20 protein-coding genes and 1 pseudogene are annotated in these 20,247 nt (G+C 68.0%); 9 read left to right on the top strand and 12 right to left on the bottom strand.

The features are described from left to right. Positions 1–28 precede the first annotated feature (28 nt). Positions 29–475: a DUF1772 domain-containing protein gene (locus C6Y14_RS00385; RefSeq protein WP_107014398.1), complete on the bottom strand. Its 447-nt coding sequence runs from the start codon at positions 473–475 to the stop codon at positions 29–31. A gap of 91 nt (positions 476–566) precedes the next feature. Here C6Y14_RS00385 and C6Y14_RS00380 point away from each other — a divergent pair, with 91 nt between their 5' ends. Further along, the gene (locus C6Y14_RS00380) at positions 567–1,145 is read left to right on the top strand and encodes a TetR/AcrR family transcriptional regulator (protein WP_107014397.1); all 579 of its coding nucleotides are present in this window, start codon (positions 567–569) and stop codon (positions 1,143–1,145) included. A 321-nt stretch (positions 1,146–1,466) separates the two neighbouring features. On the opposite strand, the gene C6Y14_RS00375 is transcribed toward C6Y14_RS00380, so the two are convergent. Further along, complete coding sequence (locus tag C6Y14_RS00375) at positions 1,467–2,585, bottom strand: fatty acid desaturase family protein (protein WP_107014396.1); 1,119 nt, start codon at positions 2,583–2,585, stop codon at positions 1,467–1,469. 7 nt (positions 2,586–2,592) lie between these two features. Then, positions 2,593–3,648 (bottom strand): ferredoxin reductase, encoded by a 1,056-nt coding sequence (locus tag C6Y14_RS00370; RefSeq protein ID WP_107014395.1) that lies wholly within the window; start codon positions 3,646–3,648, stop codon positions 2,593–2,595. 86 nt (positions 3,649–3,734) lie between these two features. Between C6Y14_RS00370 and C6Y14_RS00365 the strand changes: the two genes are divergently transcribed. Together C6Y14_RS00365 and C6Y14_RS00360 are read left to right on the top strand one after the other, a co-directional pair. Continuing rightward, the gene (locus tag C6Y14_RS00365; protein ID WP_107014394.1) at positions 3,735–4,874 is read left to right on the top strand and encodes a PucR family transcriptional regulator; all 1,140 of its coding nucleotides are present in this window, start codon (positions 3,735–3,737) and stop codon (positions 4,872–4,874) included. A gap of 143 nt (positions 4,875–5,017) precedes the next feature. Continuing rightward, positions 5,018–5,356, top strand: a complete 339-nt coding sequence (locus tag C6Y14_RS00360) for a thioredoxin family protein (protein ID WP_107014393.1) — start codon at positions 5,018–5,020, stop codon at positions 5,354–5,356. Between the two features lie 104 nt (positions 5,357–5,460). On the opposite strand, the gene C6Y14_RS43845 is transcribed toward C6Y14_RS00360, so the two are convergent. Further along, positions 5,461–5,712: a hypothetical protein gene (locus tag C6Y14_RS43845; protein WP_159074131.1), complete on the bottom strand. Its 252-nt coding sequence runs from the start codon at positions 5,710–5,712 to the stop codon at positions 5,461–5,463. A gap of 333 nt (positions 5,713–6,045) precedes the next feature. Here C6Y14_RS43845 and C6Y14_RS00355 point away from each other — a divergent pair, with 333 nt between their 5' ends. Together C6Y14_RS00355 and C6Y14_RS00350 are read left to right on the top strand one after the other, a co-directional pair. Then, a complete protein-coding gene (locus C6Y14_RS00355; protein WP_159074130.1) occupies positions 6,046–8,835 on the top strand; it encodes an AfsR/SARP family transcriptional regulator in 2,790 nt (929 codons plus the stop codon). 465 nt (positions 8,836–9,300) lie between these two features. Then, on the top strand, positions 9,301–9,678 hold the full coding sequence (locus C6Y14_RS00350; RefSeq protein WP_107014391.1) for a hypothetical protein: 378 nt from the start codon (positions 9,301–9,303) through the stop codon (positions 9,676–9,678). Between the two features lie 28 nt (positions 9,679–9,706). Here the strand turns inward: C6Y14_RS00350 and C6Y14_RS00345 are convergent, their stop codons facing one another. Both C6Y14_RS00345 and C6Y14_RS00340 read right to left on the bottom strand, forming a co-directional pair. Next, entirely contained in the window at positions 9,707–10,105 is a 399-nt protein-coding gene (locus tag C6Y14_RS00345) for a hypothetical protein (protein ID WP_107014390.1), read from the bottom strand. Continuing rightward, complete coding sequence (locus tag C6Y14_RS00340) at positions 10,102–10,374, bottom strand: hypothetical protein (RefSeq protein ID WP_199854578.1); 273 nt, start codon at positions 10,372–10,374, stop codon at positions 10,102–10,104. The genes C6Y14_RS00345 and C6Y14_RS00340 overlap by 4 nt, the downstream gene beginning before the upstream one ends. Before the next feature lie 83 nt (positions 10,375–10,457). Here C6Y14_RS00340 and C6Y14_RS00335 point away from each other — a divergent pair, with 83 nt between their 5' ends. The 4 genes from C6Y14_RS00335 to C6Y14_RS00320 all read left to right on the top strand — a co-directional run bounded on the left by C6Y14_RS00335 (position 10,458) and on the right by C6Y14_RS00320 (position 14,459). Next, entirely contained in the window at positions 10,458–11,069 is a 612-nt protein-coding gene (locus C6Y14_RS00335; RefSeq protein ID WP_107014389.1) for a class I SAM-dependent methyltransferase, read from the top strand. A 310-nt stretch (positions 11,070–11,379) separates the two neighbouring features. After that, a complete protein-coding gene (locus C6Y14_RS00330; protein ID WP_107014388.1) occupies positions 11,380–12,285 on the top strand; it encodes a PNPOx family protein in 906 nt (301 codons plus the stop codon). A gap of 148 nt (positions 12,286–12,433) precedes the next feature. Further along, positions 12,434–13,117: a S1 family peptidase gene (locus tag C6Y14_RS00325; protein ID WP_107015095.1), complete on the top strand. Its 684-nt coding sequence runs from the start codon at positions 12,434–12,436 to the stop codon at positions 13,115–13,117. 205 nt (positions 13,118–13,322) lie between these two features. After that, positions 13,323–14,459, top strand: coding sequence for a PQQ-dependent sugar dehydrogenase (locus tag C6Y14_RS00320; RefSeq protein WP_107014387.1), 1,137 nt, complete (start codon positions 13,323–13,325; stop codon positions 14,457–14,459). Positions 14,460–14,536: 77 nt separating this feature from the next. Here C6Y14_RS00320 and C6Y14_RS46010 read toward each other — a convergent pair. The 6 genes and pseudogenes from C6Y14_RS46010 to C6Y14_RS00290 form a co-directional block, all read right to left on the bottom strand. After that, positions 14,537–14,713, bottom strand: a pseudogene (locus C6Y14_RS46010) (lamin tail domain-containing protein); the annotation flags it as partial. Positions 14,714–14,934: 221 nt separating this feature from the next. Further along, positions 14,935–15,681: an SDR family oxidoreductase gene (locus tag C6Y14_RS00310; RefSeq protein WP_107014385.1), complete on the bottom strand. Its 747-nt coding sequence runs from the start codon at positions 15,679–15,681 to the stop codon at positions 14,935–14,937. A gap of 113 nt (positions 15,682–15,794) precedes the next feature. Next, complete coding sequence (locus tag C6Y14_RS00305; RefSeq protein WP_199854617.1) at positions 15,795–17,495, bottom strand: L-aspartate oxidase; 1,701 nt, start codon at positions 17,493–17,495, stop codon at positions 15,795–15,797. A 233-nt stretch (positions 17,496–17,728) separates the two neighbouring features. Then, the gene (locus C6Y14_RS00300; protein WP_107014383.1) at positions 17,729–18,625 is read right to left on the bottom strand and encodes an RNA polymerase sigma-70 factor; all 897 of its coding nucleotides are present in this window, start codon (positions 18,623–18,625) and stop codon (positions 17,729–17,731) included. Positions 18,626–18,769: 144 nt separating this feature from the next. Next, positions 18,770–19,243 (bottom strand): carboxymuconolactone decarboxylase family protein, encoded by a 474-nt coding sequence (locus tag C6Y14_RS00295; protein WP_107014382.1) that lies wholly within the window; start codon positions 19,241–19,243, stop codon positions 18,770–18,772. Positions 19,244–19,404: 161 nt separating this feature from the next. Beyond that, positions 19,405–20,229, bottom strand: a complete 825-nt coding sequence (locus tag C6Y14_RS00290) for a helix-turn-helix transcriptional regulator (RefSeq protein WP_107014381.1) — start codon at positions 20,227–20,229, stop codon at positions 19,405–19,407. Between the last annotated feature and the right edge of the window lie 18 nt (positions 20,230–20,247).

Raw genomic sequence — 20,247 nt, 5'->3', positions numbered from 1 at the left:
CCCGTCGGGGTGGTGTCCGTCCCCGCGATCAGGCGAGTGCGGCGACGAGCAGGGTGAAGGCGGCGATGATGACGGCGACACGGATGTAGTGGAAGCGAAGCCAGCGGTTCAGCTGCTCCTGCCAGTCGTCGGGCCGGTTTTCGGGGGTCCACGTCCTGTTCCGGTTGTTGATCGGGACGAGCAGCAGGAGCGACATGACCACGCTCAGGATCAGCAGCACGGCCGCGATGACGACGAGGCCGGCGCCGTGCTCGTGCCATCCGGTGATGGCCCAGAGCGCGCTCAGTACGAGCGAGCCGACGTACCAGAACGGCATCAGGGCGCCGAGCATCCGGCCTCCGTGAGCGTGGCCGAGTTGACGGCTGTCCTCCGGGAGGGCGTCGAGGATCGGGTTCATGACGAAGGCGACGGAGAACTCCACCCCCACCATCAGGCCGACGACCACGGTGGTGAAGACCTCAAGTGCGTTGAGCATGACTGCCCCTCCAGGAATCTAGTGCTGCTAGATGTCAAAGCAACGCTAGACCTGCTGCCGCTTGATTGTCTAGCAGTGCTAGAATCGAGTCATGTCGGTACAGGAACGCAAGGAGCGCGAACGGGCGGCCCGCGAGCGCCTCATCGTGGCGACAGCCCGCGAACTCGCCGAGCAGCAGGGCTGGGACGCCGTCACCACGCGTCGGCTCGCCGAGCGCATCGAATACAGCCAGCCCGTCCTCTACAGCCACTTCCGCGGCAAGCGCGAGATCATCGGCGCCGTATCCCTCGAAGGCGCCACCGAGCTGGCTGCCGCGGTGCGGGCCGCGGCAGCCGCCGCGGACGGCCCGCGCGAGCGGGTCACCGCCCTGGCCCGCGCCTACCTCGACTTCGCCGCACGCAACCCGGCGGTCTACGACGCCCTGTTCCAGCTCGACGGCGGCCTGGCGTTCGCGCGCGAGGACACCCCCGAACCTCTCAAGGACGCTTTTGGCGCGTTGCTGGAGAGCCTGGGCGAGGTCGCCGGGGACGACGTCCCTCCGGGACTGTTCACCGAGGTGTTCTGGGCGGCCTTGCACGGGCTGGCGACGCTGACCCGGGTGGGACGGCTGCCTGCGGCGGAAGCCGAGCGGAGGATGGAGCTGCTGGTCGACCGGCTCGCCGTGGTCTGACAGCGTCTTTTCGCGTCGGAGTCACGTAACTGTGCGCGGGGGAGCGGCTCGCATTGCGGCGCCGTGCACCAGGCCGTCCAGGATCAGAAACAGGCCGGCCTCGAACGCCGACTCGTGCAACATCCGGAACACCCGCATGGTTCCGGGCGGCCGTCAGATCATGCGCCGCAGCCGCAGCCGCAGCCGCAATCCGACCACCTTTCGAAGGAGGAACGCGGCGGCAGCCGGCAACACCCCGAGAACCCGGCGCCGATCAGCACCGTCTGAGAGCGGCCGTACAACGGGGGCGAGTACGGCCGAGATCCGAACCCGTGCCGGGACTCAGGCCGCGACGAGCTCCTGCTCACGGTCGGGCGTCTTGACCTTCGGCTTCTTGTTCGGCAGCGAGAGCCGGAAGACCTTGTGCCACGCGGAGAACACCTGCTTGGGCAGCGGCCCGGTGACGTACTCAAGCTCGTACTTCTCGAACAGTGCGCGCACCTTCACCGCGACCTCGGCGTACCGGTTGCTCGGCAGGTCCGGGAACAGGTGGTGCTCGATCTGGTGCGAGAGGTTGCCGGTCATGAAGTGCATGGCCTTGCTGCCGCTGATGTTCGCCGAGCCCAGCATCTGGCGCAGGTACCACTGGCCGCGCGTCTCGCCCTTGATCGACCGCCGCTCGAAGACCTGCACGCCCTCGGGGAAGTGCCCGCACATGATCACCGAGTGGGTCCATACGTTGCGGACCAGGTTCGCGGTGAACGTGGCGGCGAGCGTGGTGAGGAACGACGGGCCCGACAGCAGCGGGTGGATCACGTAGTCCTTGAGCACCTGCTTGCGGATCTTGCGGCCGACGGCCCTGGCCCGCGCGCGGAACTCCGGGTTCTTGCGGCGGCGCTTGTGCAGGTTCTTGCCGAGCTCCAGGTCGTACGCCGCGATGCCGTACTCGAAGAAGCAGGCGTTGAGGAAGTTCCACAGCGGCTGGCCGAGGTGGAACGGGTGCCACCTCTGGTCTTCGTCGACGCGCATGATGCCGTAGCCGAGGTCGTTGTCCTTGCCGATCACGTTGGTGTACGTGTGGTGCAGCTCGTTGTGCGAGTGCTTCCACTGCTCGGACGGCGAGACGTGATCCCACTCCCAGGTGGTGGAGTGGATCTTCGGGTCCCGCATCCAGTCCCACTGGCCGTGCAGGACGTTGTGACCGATCTCCATGTTGTCCATGATCTTCGCCACGGACAGCCCCGCGGTACCGATCAGCCACGCGGGCGGGAAGAACGAGAACAGCAGCACACCCCGGCTGGCCAGCTCAAGCTTGCGCTGCACCGAGATGACCTTGCGGATGTAGGCGGCGTCCTTCTCGCCGCGGTCGGCGATCACCTCGTCGCGGATCGCGTCCAGCTCGCGGCCGAGCTCCTCGATCTGCTCCGCGGTCAGGTGGGCGGTGGGGTCGATGGCGGTCAAGGTGCTCCTACCGTTCGATGTCGCACGGGCCCGCCGCGGCGGACACGCAGGTCTGGATGAGGACGCCCGGCTCGGCCTCGGTGATCTCGCCGGTACGCAGATCGCGGACGGCACCCGCCTTGAGCGGCGTGACGCAGCCGAAGCAGATGCCCATACGGCACCCGGAGGGCATGAGCACACCGGCCTCCTCGCCGATGTCCAGCAACGGCGTGCCGCCGTCCGCGTCGACGGTCTTGCCGGTGGTACTGAAGGTGACCTCTCCGCCGTCGCCGGCGACGACGATGCCGGGCCGGAAGCGCTCGGTGTGCAGGCGCTCCTGGACGCCGTGTCCGGTCCAGTGCGCTTCGGCGGCGTCGAGCAGGCCCGCGGGTCCGCAGGCCCAGGTCTCGCGCTCGGCCCAGTCGGGCACGAGTTCGTCGAGACGGGCGATGTCGAGCATGCCGTCCGTGTCGGTGTGCACCTCGGTGAGACGCAGCTTCTTGTCCGCGGCCAGCGCGTGCAGCTCGCCGCGGAAGATCACGTCGTGCGGCTGCGGCGCGCAGTGCACCATGACGACGTCGTCGAACTCGGTGTCGCGCAGCATGCCCATCACGGGCGTGATGCCGCTGCCGGCCGTCAGGTAGAGCACCTTGGCGGGCCTGGCCCGCGGCAGCACGAAGTCACCGGTCGCCTGGTCGAGCTGGATCAGCGTGCCCGGCTTCGCTCTGCGGACCAGGTGGTTGCTGACCTTGCCGTCCGGGATCGCCTTCACGGTGATCGTGACGCGGCCGTCCCGGCGGTCGGTCGGCGAGGTGAGGGAGTAGGCACGCCACAGGCGCACCCCTTCGACATCGACCCCGATCCGCACGTACTGACCGGCTGTGTGGCCGCGCCAGCCCCGTCCCGGCCTGATCACGATGGTCGCGGCGTCACCCGTCTCGGGGTGCACGGCCTCGATGCGCCCACGCAGGTCGGCGCCCGCGCGCAGCGGGCTGACCAGGTCGAGGTAGTCCGACGGCAGCAGCGGCGTCGTGACTGTCTCCAGCAGTTTCCATGCCCTGCTGCGAAGGGCTGCACTCGTCATGACTTCAGCTTGATGCGCCGCAGGGCGTAAAGTCCTGACCGCAGGACGTGAATCTGGTCGGCTGAATTGTTCGCAGGGAACAAAAAATGAGCTATGCAATCCGGAAGGCCAGTGAACTGGCCCTGGATGAGACGACGGTCACCGCAATTCGGGCCGCGCTGAAGAGCACCGCCGACGAGGTCGTCCAGGCGATCATCGACGAGGTCCCTCCCTACGCCAACGCGCTGTCGGGCCGTATGGGCGCCACCATCCGCCGAGCCGTCCGCACCGCCCTGGGGCACTACCTGGACCTCGCGAGCGGCAACGCCACAGGCGGCGATGCCGGTGACGCGGCCTACGAACTGGGCCGCGGCGAGGTACGCGACGGCCGTTCGATGGACGCCCTGCTCGGCGCGTACCGCGTCGGCGCCCGCGTGGCCTGGCGATGCCTGGCAGCGGGTGCCGTACCCGCGGGTCTGCCCGCCGCCGAGGTCGCCAAGTTCGCCGAGCTGACCTTCGCCTACATCGACGAGCTCTCCGCCGCGAGCGCCGCGGGCCACGCCGACGAACTGGCCGCCCGGGGCAGGGCCCAGGAGCGCCACCTGGAACACCTGGCCCGCGACCTCCTCGCCGACGCGAGCCCGGACGTGCTGCGGGCATCCGGCCAGCGGGCGGGGTGGCAGCCGCCGGTCTCACTGACCGCGGTCCTGCTGCCCGCCGCCCAGGCCCGGCCCGCCTACCGCGCGCTCGACCCGAACACCCTCGTCCTCGACGATCTGCCGGACGCCACCGGCGTGCTGCTCGTCCCCGACGCCGACCGATCACATCTCTTGCGGCAGCTGACCGACCGCACCGCCGTGGTCGGCCCGGCCCGGCCATGGACGCGCGCGTCCGCCTCGTACGCACGAGCCGTACGCGCGCGCTCCCTCTCCTCCGACATTCGCGACACCGAGGACCACCTGCCCGAGCTTGTGCTGAGCGCCGACGCGGACGCGTTCGCAGACCTGCGTGCCCGAGCCCTCGCACCCTTGCGGACCGTGCCCGCCGCGACCGGACAACGGCTGGAGGAGACGCTGCGGGCGTGGCTGCTGCACCAGGGCAGGCGGGACGAGGTGGCGGCGGCGTTGTTCGTCCACCCCCAGACCGTCCGGTACCGGATGTCGCAACTGCGGGAACTGTTTCCGGACCTCGCAACGCCACACCGGGTACTCGAACTCACGCTGGCGGTCGGTCTTCGTTCCCTCTGACACGCACCCCGACCGCCCACGACCACGTCCGACAGCGGCCAAGGGATCGGGCATCCCTCCCGACAGGCCGGCCGGGGTCGGCCCGGCACACCGCGGCAGGGATGATGTGCGTGAAACGACGGAACGTGAGGTCAGGAGCTTCCATGGCGCAGCGGGTTCACCGACCCCGTGAGGACGCGGAGTTCGATTTCATCCTCGGGATGAGCGGAGTCCCGGTCCTCGCGTACTTCACCGGAACGTGGCCCAAGGCGATCGAGCCCTGCCGGGTGATGGACCTCGTCGTGGGCGGCATCGCGGACGACTGCACGGGCCGCCTGACGACCGTCCGCGCCGACATCACGCGTTGTCCGGCCGCAACCGCGCGATACGGGATCACCGGAGCCGCGTCCTACGTCCTGTTGAAGGAAGGCGAGGTGGTGGCGCGCGGTACGGATCCGACGACCATCACCGAGGTACGGAAACTCTTGGACGGCCACCTCTGAGTGGCGCCACTGCAGGTGACGAGGCGTTCAGGCCCCCGATGATCGGTGGAGAGCTTGCGTGAACAAGCCCTCCAGGACGTGTCTGCGGAAGCTATACGAGGTGGTCAGAAGATCAGCAGCATGAGCAGTAATGCGGTCGCACAGACCAGCTCCTGAGAGACGGGCCTGCGCCGAAGCTCCCAGACCAGTGCGGCGAATAGTGCGGCCGCCAACACTGATCGGGAACCTGCGGCCACGAAACCGTCTGCCACGGACATCAGTTGCACGATCAGTTCAACTCGACTCAGAGCGTCAGCGGTCGCTGTTTCCGCTGGCCTTCCGCTGACCACGGCGAACCAGACTTCGGCTTGTCCCACGGCGTCCCTGCTTCCTGTCCGGTGAGCTGGGGCTCAGGCCATCAACCAGGCCTTTCACGCCCCACGTCCGCCCATGGTCTGACCGCTGGTTCGCAGTCGTCGCGTGATCGTCGCGTGGCCGTGGGCCCGTTGCGATCAGGCCGGCACCGCGCCATGCGTGTGAAGGTCGTTTTTGACGTGTTCGCATCGGGGACGCTGAACGTTGTAGAACGGCTGTTTCCGTAGCCCCGCGCGGAGGCGTGTTCCACACTTCGAGCATCGCGTCCCAATGCATCAACCTGAGCCGGTCGGTGCCTCGGTAAGGGCCCGGACGGCGGATTGAGAGGTAGAGCCGTGAGCGCTGTCCGAGCCGTACGAGTTACTTTCGGCCTCCTCGGCGAAGTGGAAGTCCGATGTGACGGACAGCTGCTCGATCTCGGTGCCAAGCAGCGGGCCGTGCTGGCGGTACTGGTTTCTGAGCCCAATACCGTAGTACTGCGACATTCCATCGTCGATGCAGTCTGGGACGTTGAGGACCGTGGCCGCCTAAACGTGCAGAAGCTGGTAACGGATTATCTGTCCCGTATCCGCGCCAGTCTTCGGGCAGCGGGTATCGGCGAGGAATTGGTCCGACTGATCGCCACCAGGACCGAGGAACCCGGCTATCGCATCGAGATCGCGATGCACTCGCCCGAGGTCACGATCGACTGGCAGGAGTTTCGCCGACTTCGTGATCGGGCGAAGGCCGCGCACGACGCCAATGATCTGGACGATGCCGAACGACTGTACGAGCAGGCTCTGGCGCTGTGGCGAGGCCCCGCCCTGGCCGGTCTCGGCGTATCACCGCTGCGGGCGATGCGAGAAAGGATGACCAGTCAGCGACTGAATGCTGCGGAGCAGCTGGCTGCCATCCATCTCGATCGAGAACAGCCCACGCGTGCTGTCGCGGTCCTGGAACAGCTTGCTGCCGAGCATCCTGGGCGGGAACGGATCGCTGCCCTGCTGATCCGGGCCCTGGATCGGGTCGGCCGCAGGGATGAGGCGTCTGTCGCTTATCTCAACACCCGTACTCATCTGAATGCCGAGTACGGATTCGAGCCCGGGGGTGAGTTGGAGCAGGCACACCGCGAGGTTCTGCGTGGTCGACAACCTGTACCGGAAACACCCGTTCTGAACAATCTTCCCCCCGATACTCCACACTTCGTAGGGCGAGGCTCCTACGAAGAGGATCTCTGCGCGCAGCTACTGCAGTCGGATTCCACCCCTGGTGCGGTTGTGATCTGCGCAGTGGATGGAATGGCCGGCATTGGCAAAACAGCACTTGCCGTGCATGTGGCGCACAAGCTTGCGCCAGAGTTCTCCGACGGCTGCCTGTTCCTCGATCTGCGCGGATTTACGGCCGGCACGACCCCGATGACGCCGGAGCAAGCCCTCGACGTCCTGCTGCGCCGGATCGGGATTCCTGGAAGGCAGATTCCCGGCGACCTTGACGACCGAGCGAGTCTCTGGCGCGCCGAGCTCGCGAGCCGCAAGATCCTCCTCACGCTCGACAATGCGGCCGGCTCCGGCCAGGTCGAGCCACTGTTACCGGGGGCTGGGGGAAGCCGGGTGCTCATCACCAGCCGGAACAACCTCACCTCACTCGACGACGCTCGACATGTATCGCTCGACATCCTGGGTCTGGCTGACGCGAGAACTTTGTTCCACCGTATCGCTGGAGCGCAACGTGTCATTGGAATGAGCGATTCTGTAGGCAATGTGGTTCGGCTCTGCGGCTATCTTCCCCTGGCCATACGCATCATTGCCGCCCGATGCCGTTCCTATCCACTTGCAGAACTTGAGAAGGCCCTGACAGCGGAGTACGAACGCCTTGCTGAGATCGATGACGGAGACCGAAGTGTCGCCGCGTCATTCACGATCTCGTTCGATGGCCTGTCGGTTCAGCAGCAGGGGTTCTTCCGCATGCTGGGTCTGCATCCAGGTCAGGAGATCGGAAGCCAGGCGGCGGCGTCACTGACCGACCTGGATATGGGAACCGCCGCGCGCTTCCTGCAGTTGCTGCGGAACGCGAACTTACTGGAGTACAACGGCGATGGCAGGTATCGGTTCCATGATCTGATGCGAGCGTACGCCAAAGGCCTCGCCGCTCAGGAGCCGAGTTCCGGCCAACGGGCTGCACTGCGCCGTGCAGCAGCGTGGTACCTGCACGCTGCAGCGCTCACGGACACACTGTTCGCGCCGTACCGCGAGCGCGTTCCCCTACTGGCCCAAACACCACGGGTAGCGCTGCCTGAAATGTCAACCATCGACGACGCATTGAAGTGGTGCGATATGGAACGCGCGAATGTCCTAGCGATGGTTGGCGCCGCGCATGCGAACGGTGATCATGACATCGCTTGGCAACTTCCGGCCCTGCTCGGTGAGTACCTCTATGCGCGTCGCCACTTGCCGCACTGGCTGTCGACACATGAGATCGGTCTCGCGAGTGCTCGGGAACTGGGCGACAAGATCGGCGAGAGCTGGATGCTGACCAACCTGGCGATTGCCTACGTGGAGTTGGAGCGGTTCGAGGATGCTCTGCAGGCGTTGGAGATCGCCGTGAGCACGCTTCGGGTCCGTATCGACGCGCACCCCTCCGACCGTACTGCCAGTCACCTGCTGGGCGTTGCGCTGACGTTTTCGGGCAACGCGCTCGAAGGCCAGGGGATGCCGCTTCCAGCGATCCAATTCCACGAGGAAGCCCTTGCGATCAATGAATCAATGAGCAATGCGTGGGCGACTGTATGGGTGCTGGGCAACCTTGCACGAGCCAACCTGCGACTGGAGCGTCCGGATCCGGCCATAGCATATCTGCGAAGGGCGGTCGCGGGTCACAAGCAGCTGAACAACGAGTGGCGGATGGGAACCGCCCTGACCGATCTCGGTCATGCATTGGAGTGCGCGGCCAGACACCAGGAAGCACTGGAGTCCTATCGTGACGCGCTGCGCATCCATCGGAGGGTCGGAGGTCGCTGGCAGGAAGCCCGGACCCTGCGGCTGATGAGTGCACCGCTACGCGCCTTGGGGCATTCCGCCGAAGCCGACGAACACGCTGAGCTGGCCGGCCACATTCTGCGCCAGTTGGACGATCGCCGATCTGTATGACTCATGGCGGTAGCTCCGACGCCCCAAGTCGCTTTGGTTCCGAGACAAGGAGGTGCGAAGGGGAGTCGCGGGGACGCCGGCTGTCGCCTGATTGATAATTGGGGCGATCATCGGTTGGCGGATTTCCATCGCGGCGCGCATGGGCGGCGAGTGTCTGCCCCTCAGCAGGAGATCCATGTGACCGCTGTCCATAGACGTGCAACGTTCGGTATCGCCTTGGCTCTGGCCCTCACCGTGTCGGCCTGCTCGGCCGATCAGACGTCCCGGTCGGCAGGAGGCTCCCCAGTGGCGAAAGGGAGCGGCTCTCCAAGACCTCCTCTGACCGGCGCTGAGATCAAGGCCGTCACTCTGAGGGCCCTTGAGATACCGGGAGCAGGTCGCTCGCCCGTACGGGTGCTGGACCCGAAGCGGGCTCAACCCACATTCCCCCCTGTCTCGGATCCTTCCTGCCAACGGATCCTTGACGTGCTGGGTGCCGGTACGGCCGCGGCCCTGGTGGTCCAGGACATCAGCCGGCAGGACCCCATCGCCAACGGCAGTGTCACGCTGGCCTCGTACGACGGCGGGGGAGCGCAGCGGGCCTTCCGCCTGCTTCACGACGCACTGCCCGTCTGCAAGCAGTACTCCGGTGCCAACTACACCGGTGAGTACCGAGCCGAGCTCACCGCGCGGAAGTCCCCCGCGTTCGGTGACGAGGCCGTCAGTTTCCACATCACCTCTCCGGAACCGGAATTGGGCGGATTCGTGGATACGCACTACGTCGTCGTGCGGACCGGGAGCGTTGTCGCGGCCTTCACCGACTCGCGGGCCGGGAAAAGGCGAAGTTCTCCACCGGGCACGTGACCGAGCAGGTGAACCGGCTGAGTGCCGCTCAGAGTTCCTGACCGAAAGAGTCTGATGGTTCAGCTGGTCCAGGTCTTGAGCTGAGCGGCGACCCCCCCCGTACGGGGAGTCCGTCGCGGGCCGCGCGAGCCAGGGGAAGAACGGTGTCGAGCCCGGGGCCCACCGGGAGCCCGCACGCGGCCAGGTAGGCCGCGGTCACCGTGGCCGCGAACAGTAGGTTCCGCACCTTCAGGCTGGGGTTTCTCGCCAGCTCGCACAGCAGTGTCGCGGCCTTGTGCTGGGGCTCGGGGTAGACCTCGTGCTCCAGGACCTCCGCCCGATGACGGGCTTCCGCAGCCACCGGCACGCCGTAGTCGACCACTTGGGGGTCTCCCGGGATCTGCTGGGCCACCGCCAGGATCCACGCGGGGTCGATGTGCAGGGTCACGCGGCGTCCCTCGGCGCGGTCCGCGCCGCCCCCTCCGGCAGACCTGGATAGCGGTCCTCACCGACCTCCGCCTCGAACGCCTCCGTGTACGCGGCCAGGAACGAAGCGACGCCGGCCATGAAAGCGGCGCGCGACTGGTTCACGTCGGCCTCGATAAGGTCGGCCACATAGCCCTGCAGGCTCAGACCGCGGCGCTTGGCCCGGTCCTCGGCCGCCGCCCTGACGGCGTCGTCCAGTCGGATGTTCGTCTGCTTCGCCGTACCCGCCATGGTAGCTAGGGGCTGATACCGCCACCTGGCAAAGGGCTCTCCCGGCCGGTAGGGGCGGCGCCCAGCTGCATATAGTCGCTCTCATGAGTCGTTGGCGGGACCTGACAGGTGGAGTGTCCGGGAGCGAGTACGCCGCGCGCTTCGAGGCGTTGGCTCGGGGCGGGAGGGACATGCACGGGGAGGCGGCGTTCTGTGCTGCCCTGGTGCCCCCGGCGGCCCGGGTGCTTGACGCGGGCTGCGGCACCGGGAGGGTCATGATCCGATTGTCGGAGCTCGGGTACGACTGCGTCGGCGTCGACCTGGACTCTTCGATGCTGGAAGTGGCGCGGGCGCAGGCGCCCGAGCTGCCGTGGTTTCAGGCCGATCTCGCGGAGTTCGATCCGGCGAGGTTCGGTGTCGCCGCGGACTTCGACCTCGTGGTCGCCGCCGGCAACGTCCTGCCGCTGCTGGCTCCCGGGACGGAAGCCGCGGTGGTCGACCGCCTGGCCGTGACCCTGCGTCCGGGCGGCCTGCTGGTCGCGGGCTTCGGCCTGGACGCAGCCCACCTGCCCGTGCCGCCCACCACTACGCTGCCGGAGTACGACGCCTGCTGTGCCGCGGCCGGACTTGTTCTCGTCGACCGCTTCGCCACCTGGGACGGTGCTCCCTATGACGACGGCGGTTACGCGGTCAGCGTCCATCGCCTCGCTGTGTGACCTCTGCCGTCAGGCTGGTCATCGTGAGCGGGTGCCCGGCGGCAGCATCGGCTTCGAGGTGATGGGTGCCGCCGGGCACTGTCAGCCTGGCATGGAGCACTGACATCGCCAGGGAGCGGTACCCGTTTGGTAGCCACGGTGCGTCGGTGTGGAGTTCGCTGGGACCGCTGTTCTTGCAGGGTGCGTTCCCGCGGAAGTCACACCCTTCCCTTTTTACCGAACGTTCGGTAAAGTGGCGAGCGTGGGCCGCGCAACGAATGTCGACGACGAACAACCTGCTCGCACGCTGATCTGATCAAGGAGGCACGTCATGGCGCTGCGCGCAGAACACCCCGGTGAGCAGGCGGTCCAGCAGAGGGCTCAGGAGGGCGGCCCGGGATGGGGATCGCCGATGTTCGGCCCGGAGATCCCGCACGGGTTCCACCCCTTCATCCGCGCCCAGCAGATGCTGATCGTCGGAGCCGCCGACGACGCCGGCGCCGTGTGGTCGTCGATCGTGACGGGACCTCCCGGGTTCGCCCAGCCCGTGGACGGCCGAACCCTCGACATCCACGGGCTGCCCGCTCCCGGCGACCCGCTCCACGACGCCTTCGAGGTGGAACGCGCCATCGGCGTGCTCGCCCTGCATCCGCAGACTCAGCGACGTATCCGCGCGAACGGCGTGGCGACACGCGACGGCGACGGTCTGCGGATGGCCACCGGGCAAGTGTTCGGCAACTGCCCGAAGTATCTGCAAAAGCGCGTCATCACGGAGTCCGCCGATGCCACGCCGCCCGGAGAGGCCCGTACCGGCAAGGAACTCAGCGACGTCCAGCGGCGCTGGATCGAGCAGGCGGACACCTTCTTCATCGCCAGCCAAACCGCCGAGGACGGCGCCGACGTGTCACACCGCGGCGGCATGCCGGGCTTCGTCACCGTCGCAGGGCCCCGCACGCTGCGCTGGCCGGACTACACCGGCAACCAGTTCTACATGACGCTGGGCAATCTGCACCTCGCCCCCGCGAGCGGCCTGCTGTTTCTCGACTGGGAGCGCGGCCACACCCTGCAACTCACCGGCACCGGCAGGATCGACTGGGACCCCCGCAGTGCCGCGGCGTACCCCGGCGCCCTGCGCGTCGTGGAGTTCGACATCGACGGCGTGGTCCAGATCGACAACGCCAGCCCGCTGCAATGGGAACTCCTGGACTACTCCCGGTTCAACCCGCCCGTCGCATGACCGGTCCCACCGCCGTGGCCGATGTCGGCCGGCCCGTTGGTGCAAGAGGGGCGTAGCCAGGCCGGAGTACGTCTGTCGCCGAGTCCGTCGCACCTTCACCATGAAGGAACTGTTCGGTACCGGACCACCGATGACCCCGGGAGGGGCCGTGAGACGTCTGCACACCTGCCTGGCGATACTGACCACAGCCGTGACGGCTGTGGTCGCCCTGCTCTTCGGCACCGTTCCGTCCGCCACAGCCCTGCAAGTGACGACCATCAGAGGCGGCACCATCCTCTACGCGGCCACCGGCGCGCAGTGCGTCATCGGCTTCAACGCGAGGAGCAACGGCGTCTACTACGGCGTGATGGTCGGCCACTGCTCGGGCACCTACACCACCACCTGGTACGCCGACGCGGCCCGCACCGTGCAGGTCGGGGTCACCGCCGGCGCGTCCTTCCCCATCGACGACTACGGGGTGGTCCGTTACACCTCGAACACGCTGAACCTGCCCGGTGACATCGCGCTGGGCGGGGGTGTCTACCAGGACATCACCGGGGTGGCGAGCCCGGCGGTCGGGCAGTCGCTCTGCCACGTCGGCCGTACCAGCGGGGTCCACTGCGGGAGAGTGACCGCGATCAATGCCACGGTCAACTGGTCCGAGGGCACCGTCTACGGCCTGATCCGGTCCACCACGTGTGCGGAGGCCGGCGACACGGGCGCCCCGGCGTACTCCGGCACCCTGGCCGTCGGCTTCCTGGTCGGCGCCAGCGGCAACTGCACCTCAGGCGGGGTCTCTTACCACCAGCCCGTCGCGGAGGTCGTGTCACATTTCGGCCTGACCGTGTACTGAGGTTCTGTCGGCACTCGTAAGACGAAGTCAGGCGGTTTTCGCCCCCGCCAATCACAGATACCCCAGTATCCTCATTCGTGGACAGTAGGGCACCACCGCACCATCATCCCCCCACTCAGGTCGTGTGCCGTCACGGGCGGATCCCCACCGCTTTCCGCCCGGCGACCGCGCGACCTACCGATTCGCCGCCTCCAGGAGGATCACGGTGAAAGTTCGCACCAGAAGCTCGGCGATCATCGGCACCCTCTGCCTTGTCGCCTCGCTGGCCCTGACCACAGCGTCCGCCGATGAGCCCGTATCACCAGGTCGGACCGGGACGGTCGCGCTCACCGCACTGACCACGGCCCAGAGTCCGACCGCCGGTGCAGCCGGCCCCGACGGCACGGTCTGGATCGCCGAACGGGCCGGAACCGTAAGGCCCTTGAACGATCAGGGCCTCGGCCAACCCGTCCTCGACGTGTCCGACGAGACCACGACCGACGGCGAGCGAGGCTTGCTGGGCATCGCCTTCGACAAGGAGTTCACTCACTTCTACATCTCGTTCACGAACCTCGAAGGCACCAGCACGGTGGACGAGTTCGCCGTCCAGGACGGCACGATCCAGCCGGATACCCGGCGTACAGTCCTCACCCAGACGCAGCCCTACTCGAACCACAACGGCGGCGACATCACGTTCGGCCCCGACGGGTATCTCTACATCGCCCTCGGTGACGGCGGGTCAGGCGGCGACCCCCACGGAAACGGGCAGAACCTCGACACGCTGCTCGGCAAACTGCTGCGCATCGATCCGAAAGGCGGCGAGCCGTACGCGATTCCGCCGGACAACCCGTTCGTGGACGATCCGAACGCGAAGGACGAGATCTGGGCGTACGGGCTGCGCAACCCGTGGCGGTTCTCCTTCGACGCGGGTACGGGCGATCTGCTGATCGGTGACGTAGGGCAGAGCGACTGGGAAGAGATCGACTGGGCCCCGGCCGACAGCGACGGCGGTGAGAACTACGGATGGTCCCAGATGGAGGGCAACCATCCCTTCCGGGGCGGTACGGAGCCCGCGAACCACGTGCCGCCGGTCCACGAGTACGACCGCACCGGCCTGGGTTGCTCGGTGACCGGCGGATACGTCTATCGCGGCGACGAGATCCCGGACCTCAAGGGGCGATACGTCTTCAGTGACTACTGCGACGGAACCCTCCGTACGCTGCAGATGGAGAGCGGCAAGGTCACCGGCGTGAGCGACCTCGGAGTCAACGCCGGCGAAGTGGTCTCGTTCGTTCAGGGCGGCGACAAGGAGCTGTATGTGCTCGCCAGTAACGGCAGCATCTTCCGCCTCGACCCAGCGTGACGGCCGCCGGCTGATACCGGCGGCGCCGGTCTTCCCGCGCGCCGCATCCGAAAGGCCACGCAACGTTCCAAGGGCCAGCAGGTGATGGTGCCCCTACGCAGCGCGTGACCGCCGTCGTTTGTGTCGTCGGCCCAGTGCACGGGCTTGGAGCCGGCCACACATTCGCCGGAGCCGGCAAGGGAGAAGCCCTCGTTGTTGTAGTTGGGCATGCCGGCCGGGCAGCTGAAGACGGCGGTGACGGTGAAGACGCCGGTGGTCACCACCTCGTTGACGCGGATGTCGTCGGTGACGGCGGCGTGCGCCACGGGCACACGGCTCAGCGCGCCTGCGGCCAGCAGCGGGCCGGCGACAAGGAAACGGGCAAGAGCACGACGCCCGCCGCGGGCGATCGATCTGTTCACGGATTCCGTCCTGACCTGGTCATGGGAAGGGCGGCCTCCTGCGAACAGGGAGGCCGCCCTTCATTCACCCCTCGTCAGCGCTGCTGTGCGGCCCAGTCGGCGAGATGGGTCTCGGCGATCCGTGCGTCGGGGCCGGGCAGGAGGGTCGTCTCCTGGAGCACGGCACCGAAGTACGGCGCCTTCGGGTCCGCGACGACCGTGCGCGGGTCGTTCTTGCCGGCCAGGGCCTTGCGGACGAGCTCGTCCAGTTGGAACGCGTCGGGTCCGGCGACCTCCAGCACGCCGTTGAGCGGCTCGCCGGCCGCCGTGCGGCCCACGGCGGCGGCCACGTCGTCGGAGGCGATCGGCTGGATCCTGACGGGCGCGAGACGCACGGTGTCACCCTCGGTCGCCGCGTCGGTGATGCCCTTCATGAACTCGAAGAACTGCGTCGCGTGCACGATGGAGTACGGAATCCCGGAGTCCTTGATCAGCTCCTCCTGGGCCTGCTTGGCACGGAAGTAGCCGCTCTCCTGGAGCCGCTCGGTGCCGACCACGGAGAGCGCGACATGGTGGGTCACACCGGCGTCGGCCTCCGCCTTGAGGAGATTGGTGGTGGAGGTACGGAAGAACTCCATGACGTCATCGTCCGCGAACGAGGGGGAGTTGGACACGTCGACCACGACCGAGGCACCCTGCAGCACCTCGGCGAGGCCCTCGCCCGTCAGGGTGTTGACGCCGGTGTTGGGAGCGGCGGCCACCGCCTCGTGGCCGTGTTCGCCCAGCCTGGCGACCAGCTTGGAGCCGATGAGACCCGTTCCGCCGATTACTACGACCTTCATGATAAATCCTCTCGGGGTTCCTTCAACGGTTTGCATTGCGTTCTCGTCAGGAGAGACAGGCCGGCCGCCGGATCTGTGACAGGAGATGCCGGGAGGCCTGTGCCACCGGCGCGCTATTCCACGAGTTTTCCGTCGGTGGACACGTCCTCCATGAGTGCGGCGATCTCGTCCGGCACGGGCGGAATGCTCTCGCGGGTGATTCCCGTGGCCGGGGACCACACGAGGTTGACCCGCAGGGCGGGGTCCATGTCCGGGTGGTCACTGCGGTTGTGGCAGCCGCGGGTCTCCCGGCGTTCGAGGGCCGCTTCGAGCGTGGCCCGGGCCGCCAGGGCGGCGGACTTGAGGTCGAAGGCGTGCGCGAGGTCCTGGAAGCCGGCGATGTCGGGATGGACGCCGACGTCCTCCATCCGCTTCTCGATGCCGTCGAGTTCGGCCAGCCCCGCGGTCAGCCCCGCCTCGTCGCGTACGACGCCCGCGTGTTCGGTCATGGTGTTGCGGATGGCGCGCTGCAGGGCACGTACGTTCTCAGGCCCGTCCGCCGCGAGCAGGTCGTCGATCTCGGCACGCGCCTGCGCCACCGCTGCCGCGGAGCGCGGCTGTGCGGTGAGTCCCTGGGAGTAGGCGGCCGCCGCCTGTCCCGTGATGCGGCCGAAGACCAGCAGTTCGATGAGGCTGTTGCCGCCGAGGCGGTTGGCGCCGTGCAGGCCGCTCGACGCCTCTCCGATGGCGTACAGGCCGCGTACGTCGGTGCTGTGGTCGTCGTGCCTGACCCAGACACCGCCCATCGAGTAGTGCGCGGTGGGCGCGATCTCGATCGGTTCGCGGGTGATGTCCAGCATCTGCAGGTCCAGGAGCGTCTGGTAGACCCGCGGCAGCCGCTCCATGATCGTCCGCCTGGGCAGGTGGGAGACATCCAGCCAGACACCGCCCTTGGCCGTACCACGCCCTTCCTTGATCTCGGTGTACGAGGCGAGGGCGACGCGATCGCGGGTGGAGAGCTCCATGCGCGCGGGGTCGTAACGGCTCATGAACCGTTCACCGAGTGCGTTGCGCAGGATGCCGCCCTCACCCCGCGCGGCCTCGCTGACCAGGGTGCCGGCCGCGTTCTCCGGCTCGATGATCCCCGACGGGTGGAACTGCACCAGCTCCGGGTCGCGCAGGCGCGCACCGGCCACCACGGCCAGCCGGAACGAGTCACCGGTGTTCTCGTCACGCCGTGAGGACGTACGCCGCCAGATACGGGTGTGGCCACCCGCCGCGAGGATGACGGCGTCCGCGTGGATGACGTAACGCTGCCCGTCGTCGAGACCGAAGCCGTAGGCACCGAACACGGCGCCGTCGTGCACCAGGAGCCGGGTGATGTACACGTTGTCGAGCATCGGGATCTTCAACTGGTTCGCCCGCCTGATCAGCGTGCGCTGGATCTCCAGGCCCGTGTAGTCACCGGCGAAGGCGGTCCGCCGGAACTTGTGCGCGCCGAAGAAGCGCTGGGAGATCCGGCCGTCCTCCTCCCTCGCGAAGGCCATGCCGTAGCGCTCCAGGTCGTCGATCCCCAGGGCCGCGCCCCGGGTGACGATCTCGGCGGTACGGGGATCGGCCAGCAGGTAGCTCTCCTTGAGCGTGTCCGCGGCGTGCTGCTGCCAGCTGTCCTCCGGGTCCATGGTCGCCAGGGCGGCGTTGATGCCCCCGGCGGCCAGGGCGGTGTGCGCGTCCTCCTTGGGGCGCTTGCCGACCGCCAGGACGTCCGTGCCCGACTCGGCCAGCTCGATCGCCGCCCGCAGTCCGGCCCCGCCCGTACCGATCACCAACACCATGGTGGACAGACGCTTCTCGGTGATAGCCACGATTGCTCCGATCGCTGGGGTCTTCATCCAGTACGACCGGTGGGACCTGCTGTTTGTGACACGGTGGCCCGGTGGCACCGAGCACGGTGGCCTGCAGGGTGCACCAGGGGAGCAGGTTCGTCAGCGAGTCAGCGAGTCAGCGCGTCAGCGGGCTCCCGCCGGAGTCCGTCCTCACGGGCGTGACGGCCTCCGGCGGCGAGGAGTCAGGTGTTCAGCGCTGCCACGAAGGGTGCCAGTTTGGCCGGGGCCATCACCCACATGATGCGGTCGATCCCCTCCGCCGACACGTCGACGGAGAGCAGGGCGACGGCGTTCCCGCCGGATTGGACGAGAACGGCCGGCCGGCCGTTGGCCTCGACCCAGCGCACGTCCGCCTCCGGCCAGAAACGAGGGGCGAAGGCGGCGAGGTAGCGGGAGACCCGAGTGACGCCGACGACCGGGACCCGCGAAGCGCCCCGCATCCCGTTCCCGTCGGTGTAGCTGACGACATCCGCCGCGAGGACGTCCTCCAGCACCGCCAGATCGCCGGTCCGTGCCGCGGTGAGGAACACCTCCAGCAGCCGCCGGTGCGCACCGCGGTCGACCTGTTCCCGCCGCTCGGTGGCCAGATGCTTGCGGGCCCGGCTCACCAGCTGGCGGGTGTTGGCCTCACTGGTCTCCAGGATGTCCGCGACCTGCCGGTAGGGGTAGTCGAACGCCTCCCGCAGCACGTACGCGGCCCGCTCCACCGGGTTCAGCTTCTCCAGGATCAGCAGGACCGCCAGCTCGACCGCTTCGGCACGCTCCGCACCCACCTGCGGGTCCGGGCCGGTGTCGACGGGCTCGGGGAGCCACGGTCCCACGTACGCCTCGCGGCGCACCCTCGCGGACTGTGCCGTGTTGATCGCGAGACGGGTGGCGATGGTGGTGAGGAAGGCGGCCGGTTCGACGATGTCCGAGCGGTCGGCGTTCTGCCACCGGACCCAGGTCTCCTGGCACACGTCCTCCGCCTCCGCGGCGCTGCCCAGCATTCGGTAGGCGATGCCGAAGAGCTGAGGACGCACCGCGAGGAACTGCCTCGTCGCCGTGTCGAGAGAGTTGACGTCGTCCCCGGTGTGCATCGGCGCCCTTTCTGTCCCGAAGATCGCTCATGCTACAGCGGTTCAGCCCAGGGACGAGTCACGCTCGAACCGCTCGCCGACGTGGCCGGGCGCGCCCCGCCGCCGACCGGAACGTCCGGCCAGGCGGCAGGTCGGCTGTGCCGGTCAGCCGAACTGGCCGGGCCGGTAGTCGCCGGCGGGCTGCTGGTTGATCACGTTGATGCGGTTGTAGGCGTTGATGATGGCGATGAGCGAGATGAGCGCGACCAGTTGCTCCTCGTCGTAGTGCTTGGCGGCGTCCGCCCAGGCCTCGTCGGTGACGCCGCCCGAGGCGTCGGCGATACGCGTGCCCTGCTCGGACAGCTCCAGCGCGGCACGCTCGGCCTCGGTGAAGACCGTGGCCTCCCGCCAGACGGCGACCAGGTTGAGCCGCTGCTGGGTCTCACCGGCGGCGGCAGCGTCTTTGGTGTGCATGTCGGTGCAGAAGCCACAGCCGTTGATCTGGCTGGCGCGGATCTTCACCAGCTCCTGCGTCGTGGTCGGCAGGCCCGCGTCCGAGGCCACCTTGGCCGCCGAGTTGATGTGCTTCATCACCTTGCCCGCGAGAGCGTTGCCGAAGTAGTTCACGCGCGATTCCATGACGGTCTCCTGGCTGAGTAGTGGATACGTACTACTGACAGCGCTGCGGCGCGATGTGTGACATCGGCGGGGGACGGACGACGACAGAGGGCCCCGGTGAGAACAGCTGGGTCCGGTGAGAACACCTGGGTGTGGTGAGGACAGCTGGGCGTGGAGAACGACTAGGCGTTGAGAACCGACAGGAGGTGCAGGTTGGTGTGGCTCTCCGTGCCGGGGACCGCCGTGAAGACCTGGAGCCGCTGCGACTGGTCCGGGTCGACCAGCGTCTGGCAGTGCAGCTCCAGCAGCCCCACCTGCGGGTGCAGGAAACGTTTCGGGCCGCAGGAGGGCCCCAGTACCGGACGCTCGGCCCACAACCGCGCGAACTCCTGGCTCGTGCCGCGCAGCCCCTCGACGAGTTCCGCGGTGCGCGACGTGCCGCCGTCGCGCGCGTAGGCGCCATGGAGGTCCGCGACCAGGAGACGGCTGTACTCGGCGTGGTCGCTCTCCGGGCGGACGAGCCGGGAGGCGGGATCCGTGAACCAGCGGTGGTGCAGGCTCCGCGCCCGCCCGGTGAAGACCGACTCGTCCCCCAGCAGGGCCACCGCCAGGCGGGTCTGCTTCAGCGTCTCGCCCAGGTGGTTGACCACCTGCGCGGGGGTGTCCTCCAGCCGGTCGAGGATCCGCATGATCCCCGGGTTGATGTGATCAGCACGTCTGACCCTGCGCGGCGCCGCGTGACCCGCCAGACGGAAGAGATGGTCGCGTTCCTCCAGCGACAGCCGCAGCCCGCGGGCGATCGCGGCCACCATCTGCTCCGACGGACTCGGCCCGCGCGGCTGCTCCAGCCTGCTGTAGTAGTCCGCCGACATGTCGCACAGCGCGGCCACCTCCTCCCGCCGCAGACCGCCCGTGCGTCGGCGGCGGCCGCGGGGCAGCCCGACGTCCTCCGGCTGCAGGGCCTCCCTGCGCGCGCGGAGGAAGGCTGCCAGCGCGGCCCTGTCCACTGTGTCCACTGTCCCTCG

Origin of the sequence: Streptomyces dioscori, from assembly GCF_003024195.1 — a bacterium.
Taxonomy (GTDB): Bacteria; Actinomycetota; Actinomycetes; order Streptomycetales; family Streptomycetaceae; genus Streptomyces; species Streptomyces dioscori.
Note: the sequence above shows the minus strand (reverse complement) of the source record. Positions and strands in the feature narration are given on the sequence as shown.

Excerpts from the sequence above, each read along its gene's own strand:
- C6Y14_RS00385 (WP_107014398.1), bottom strand. The coding sequence starts at position 475 with ATGCTCAACGCACTTGAGGTCTTCACCACCGTGGTCGTCGGCCTGATG.
- C6Y14_RS00380 (WP_107014397.1), top strand. The coding sequence starts at position 567 with ATGTCGGTACAGGAACGCAAGGAGCGCGAACGGGCGGCCCGCGAGCGC.
- C6Y14_RS00370 (WP_107014395.1), bottom strand. The coding sequence starts at position 3,648 with ATGACGAGTGCAGCCCTTCGCAGCAGGGCATGGAAACTGCTGGAGACA.
- C6Y14_RS00365 (WP_107014394.1), top strand. The coding sequence starts at position 3,735 with ATGAGCTATGCAATCCGGAAGGCCAGTGAACTGGCCCTGGATGAGACG.
- C6Y14_RS00360 (WP_107014393.1), top strand. The coding sequence starts at position 5,018 with ATGGCGCAGCGGGTTCACCGACCCCGTGAGGACGCGGAGTTCGATTTC.
- C6Y14_RS00340 (WP_199854578.1), bottom strand. The coding sequence starts at position 10,374 with ATGGCGGGTACGGCGAAGCAGACGAACATCCGACTGGACGACGCCGTC.
- C6Y14_RS00335 (WP_107014389.1), top strand. The coding sequence starts at position 10,458 with ATGAGTCGTTGGCGGGACCTGACAGGTGGAGTGTCCGGGAGCGAGTAC.
- C6Y14_RS00330 (WP_107014388.1), top strand. The coding sequence starts at position 11,380 with ATGGCGCTGCGCGCAGAACACCCCGGTGAGCAGGCGGTCCAGCAGAGG.
- C6Y14_RS00310 (WP_107014385.1), bottom strand. The coding sequence starts at position 15,681 with ATGAAGGTCGTAGTAATCGGCGGAACGGGTCTCATCGGCTCCAAGCTG.
- C6Y14_RS00305 (WP_199854617.1), bottom strand. The coding sequence starts at position 17,495 with ATGGTGTTGGTGATCGGTACGGGCGGGGCCGGACTGCGGGCGGCGATC.
- C6Y14_RS00300 (WP_107014383.1), bottom strand. The coding sequence starts at position 18,625 with ATGCACACCGGGGACGACGTCAACTCTCTCGACACGGCGACGAGGCAG.
- C6Y14_RS00295 (WP_107014382.1), bottom strand. The coding sequence starts at position 19,243 with ATGGAATCGCGCGTGAACTACTTCGGCAACGCTCTCGCGGGCAAGGTG.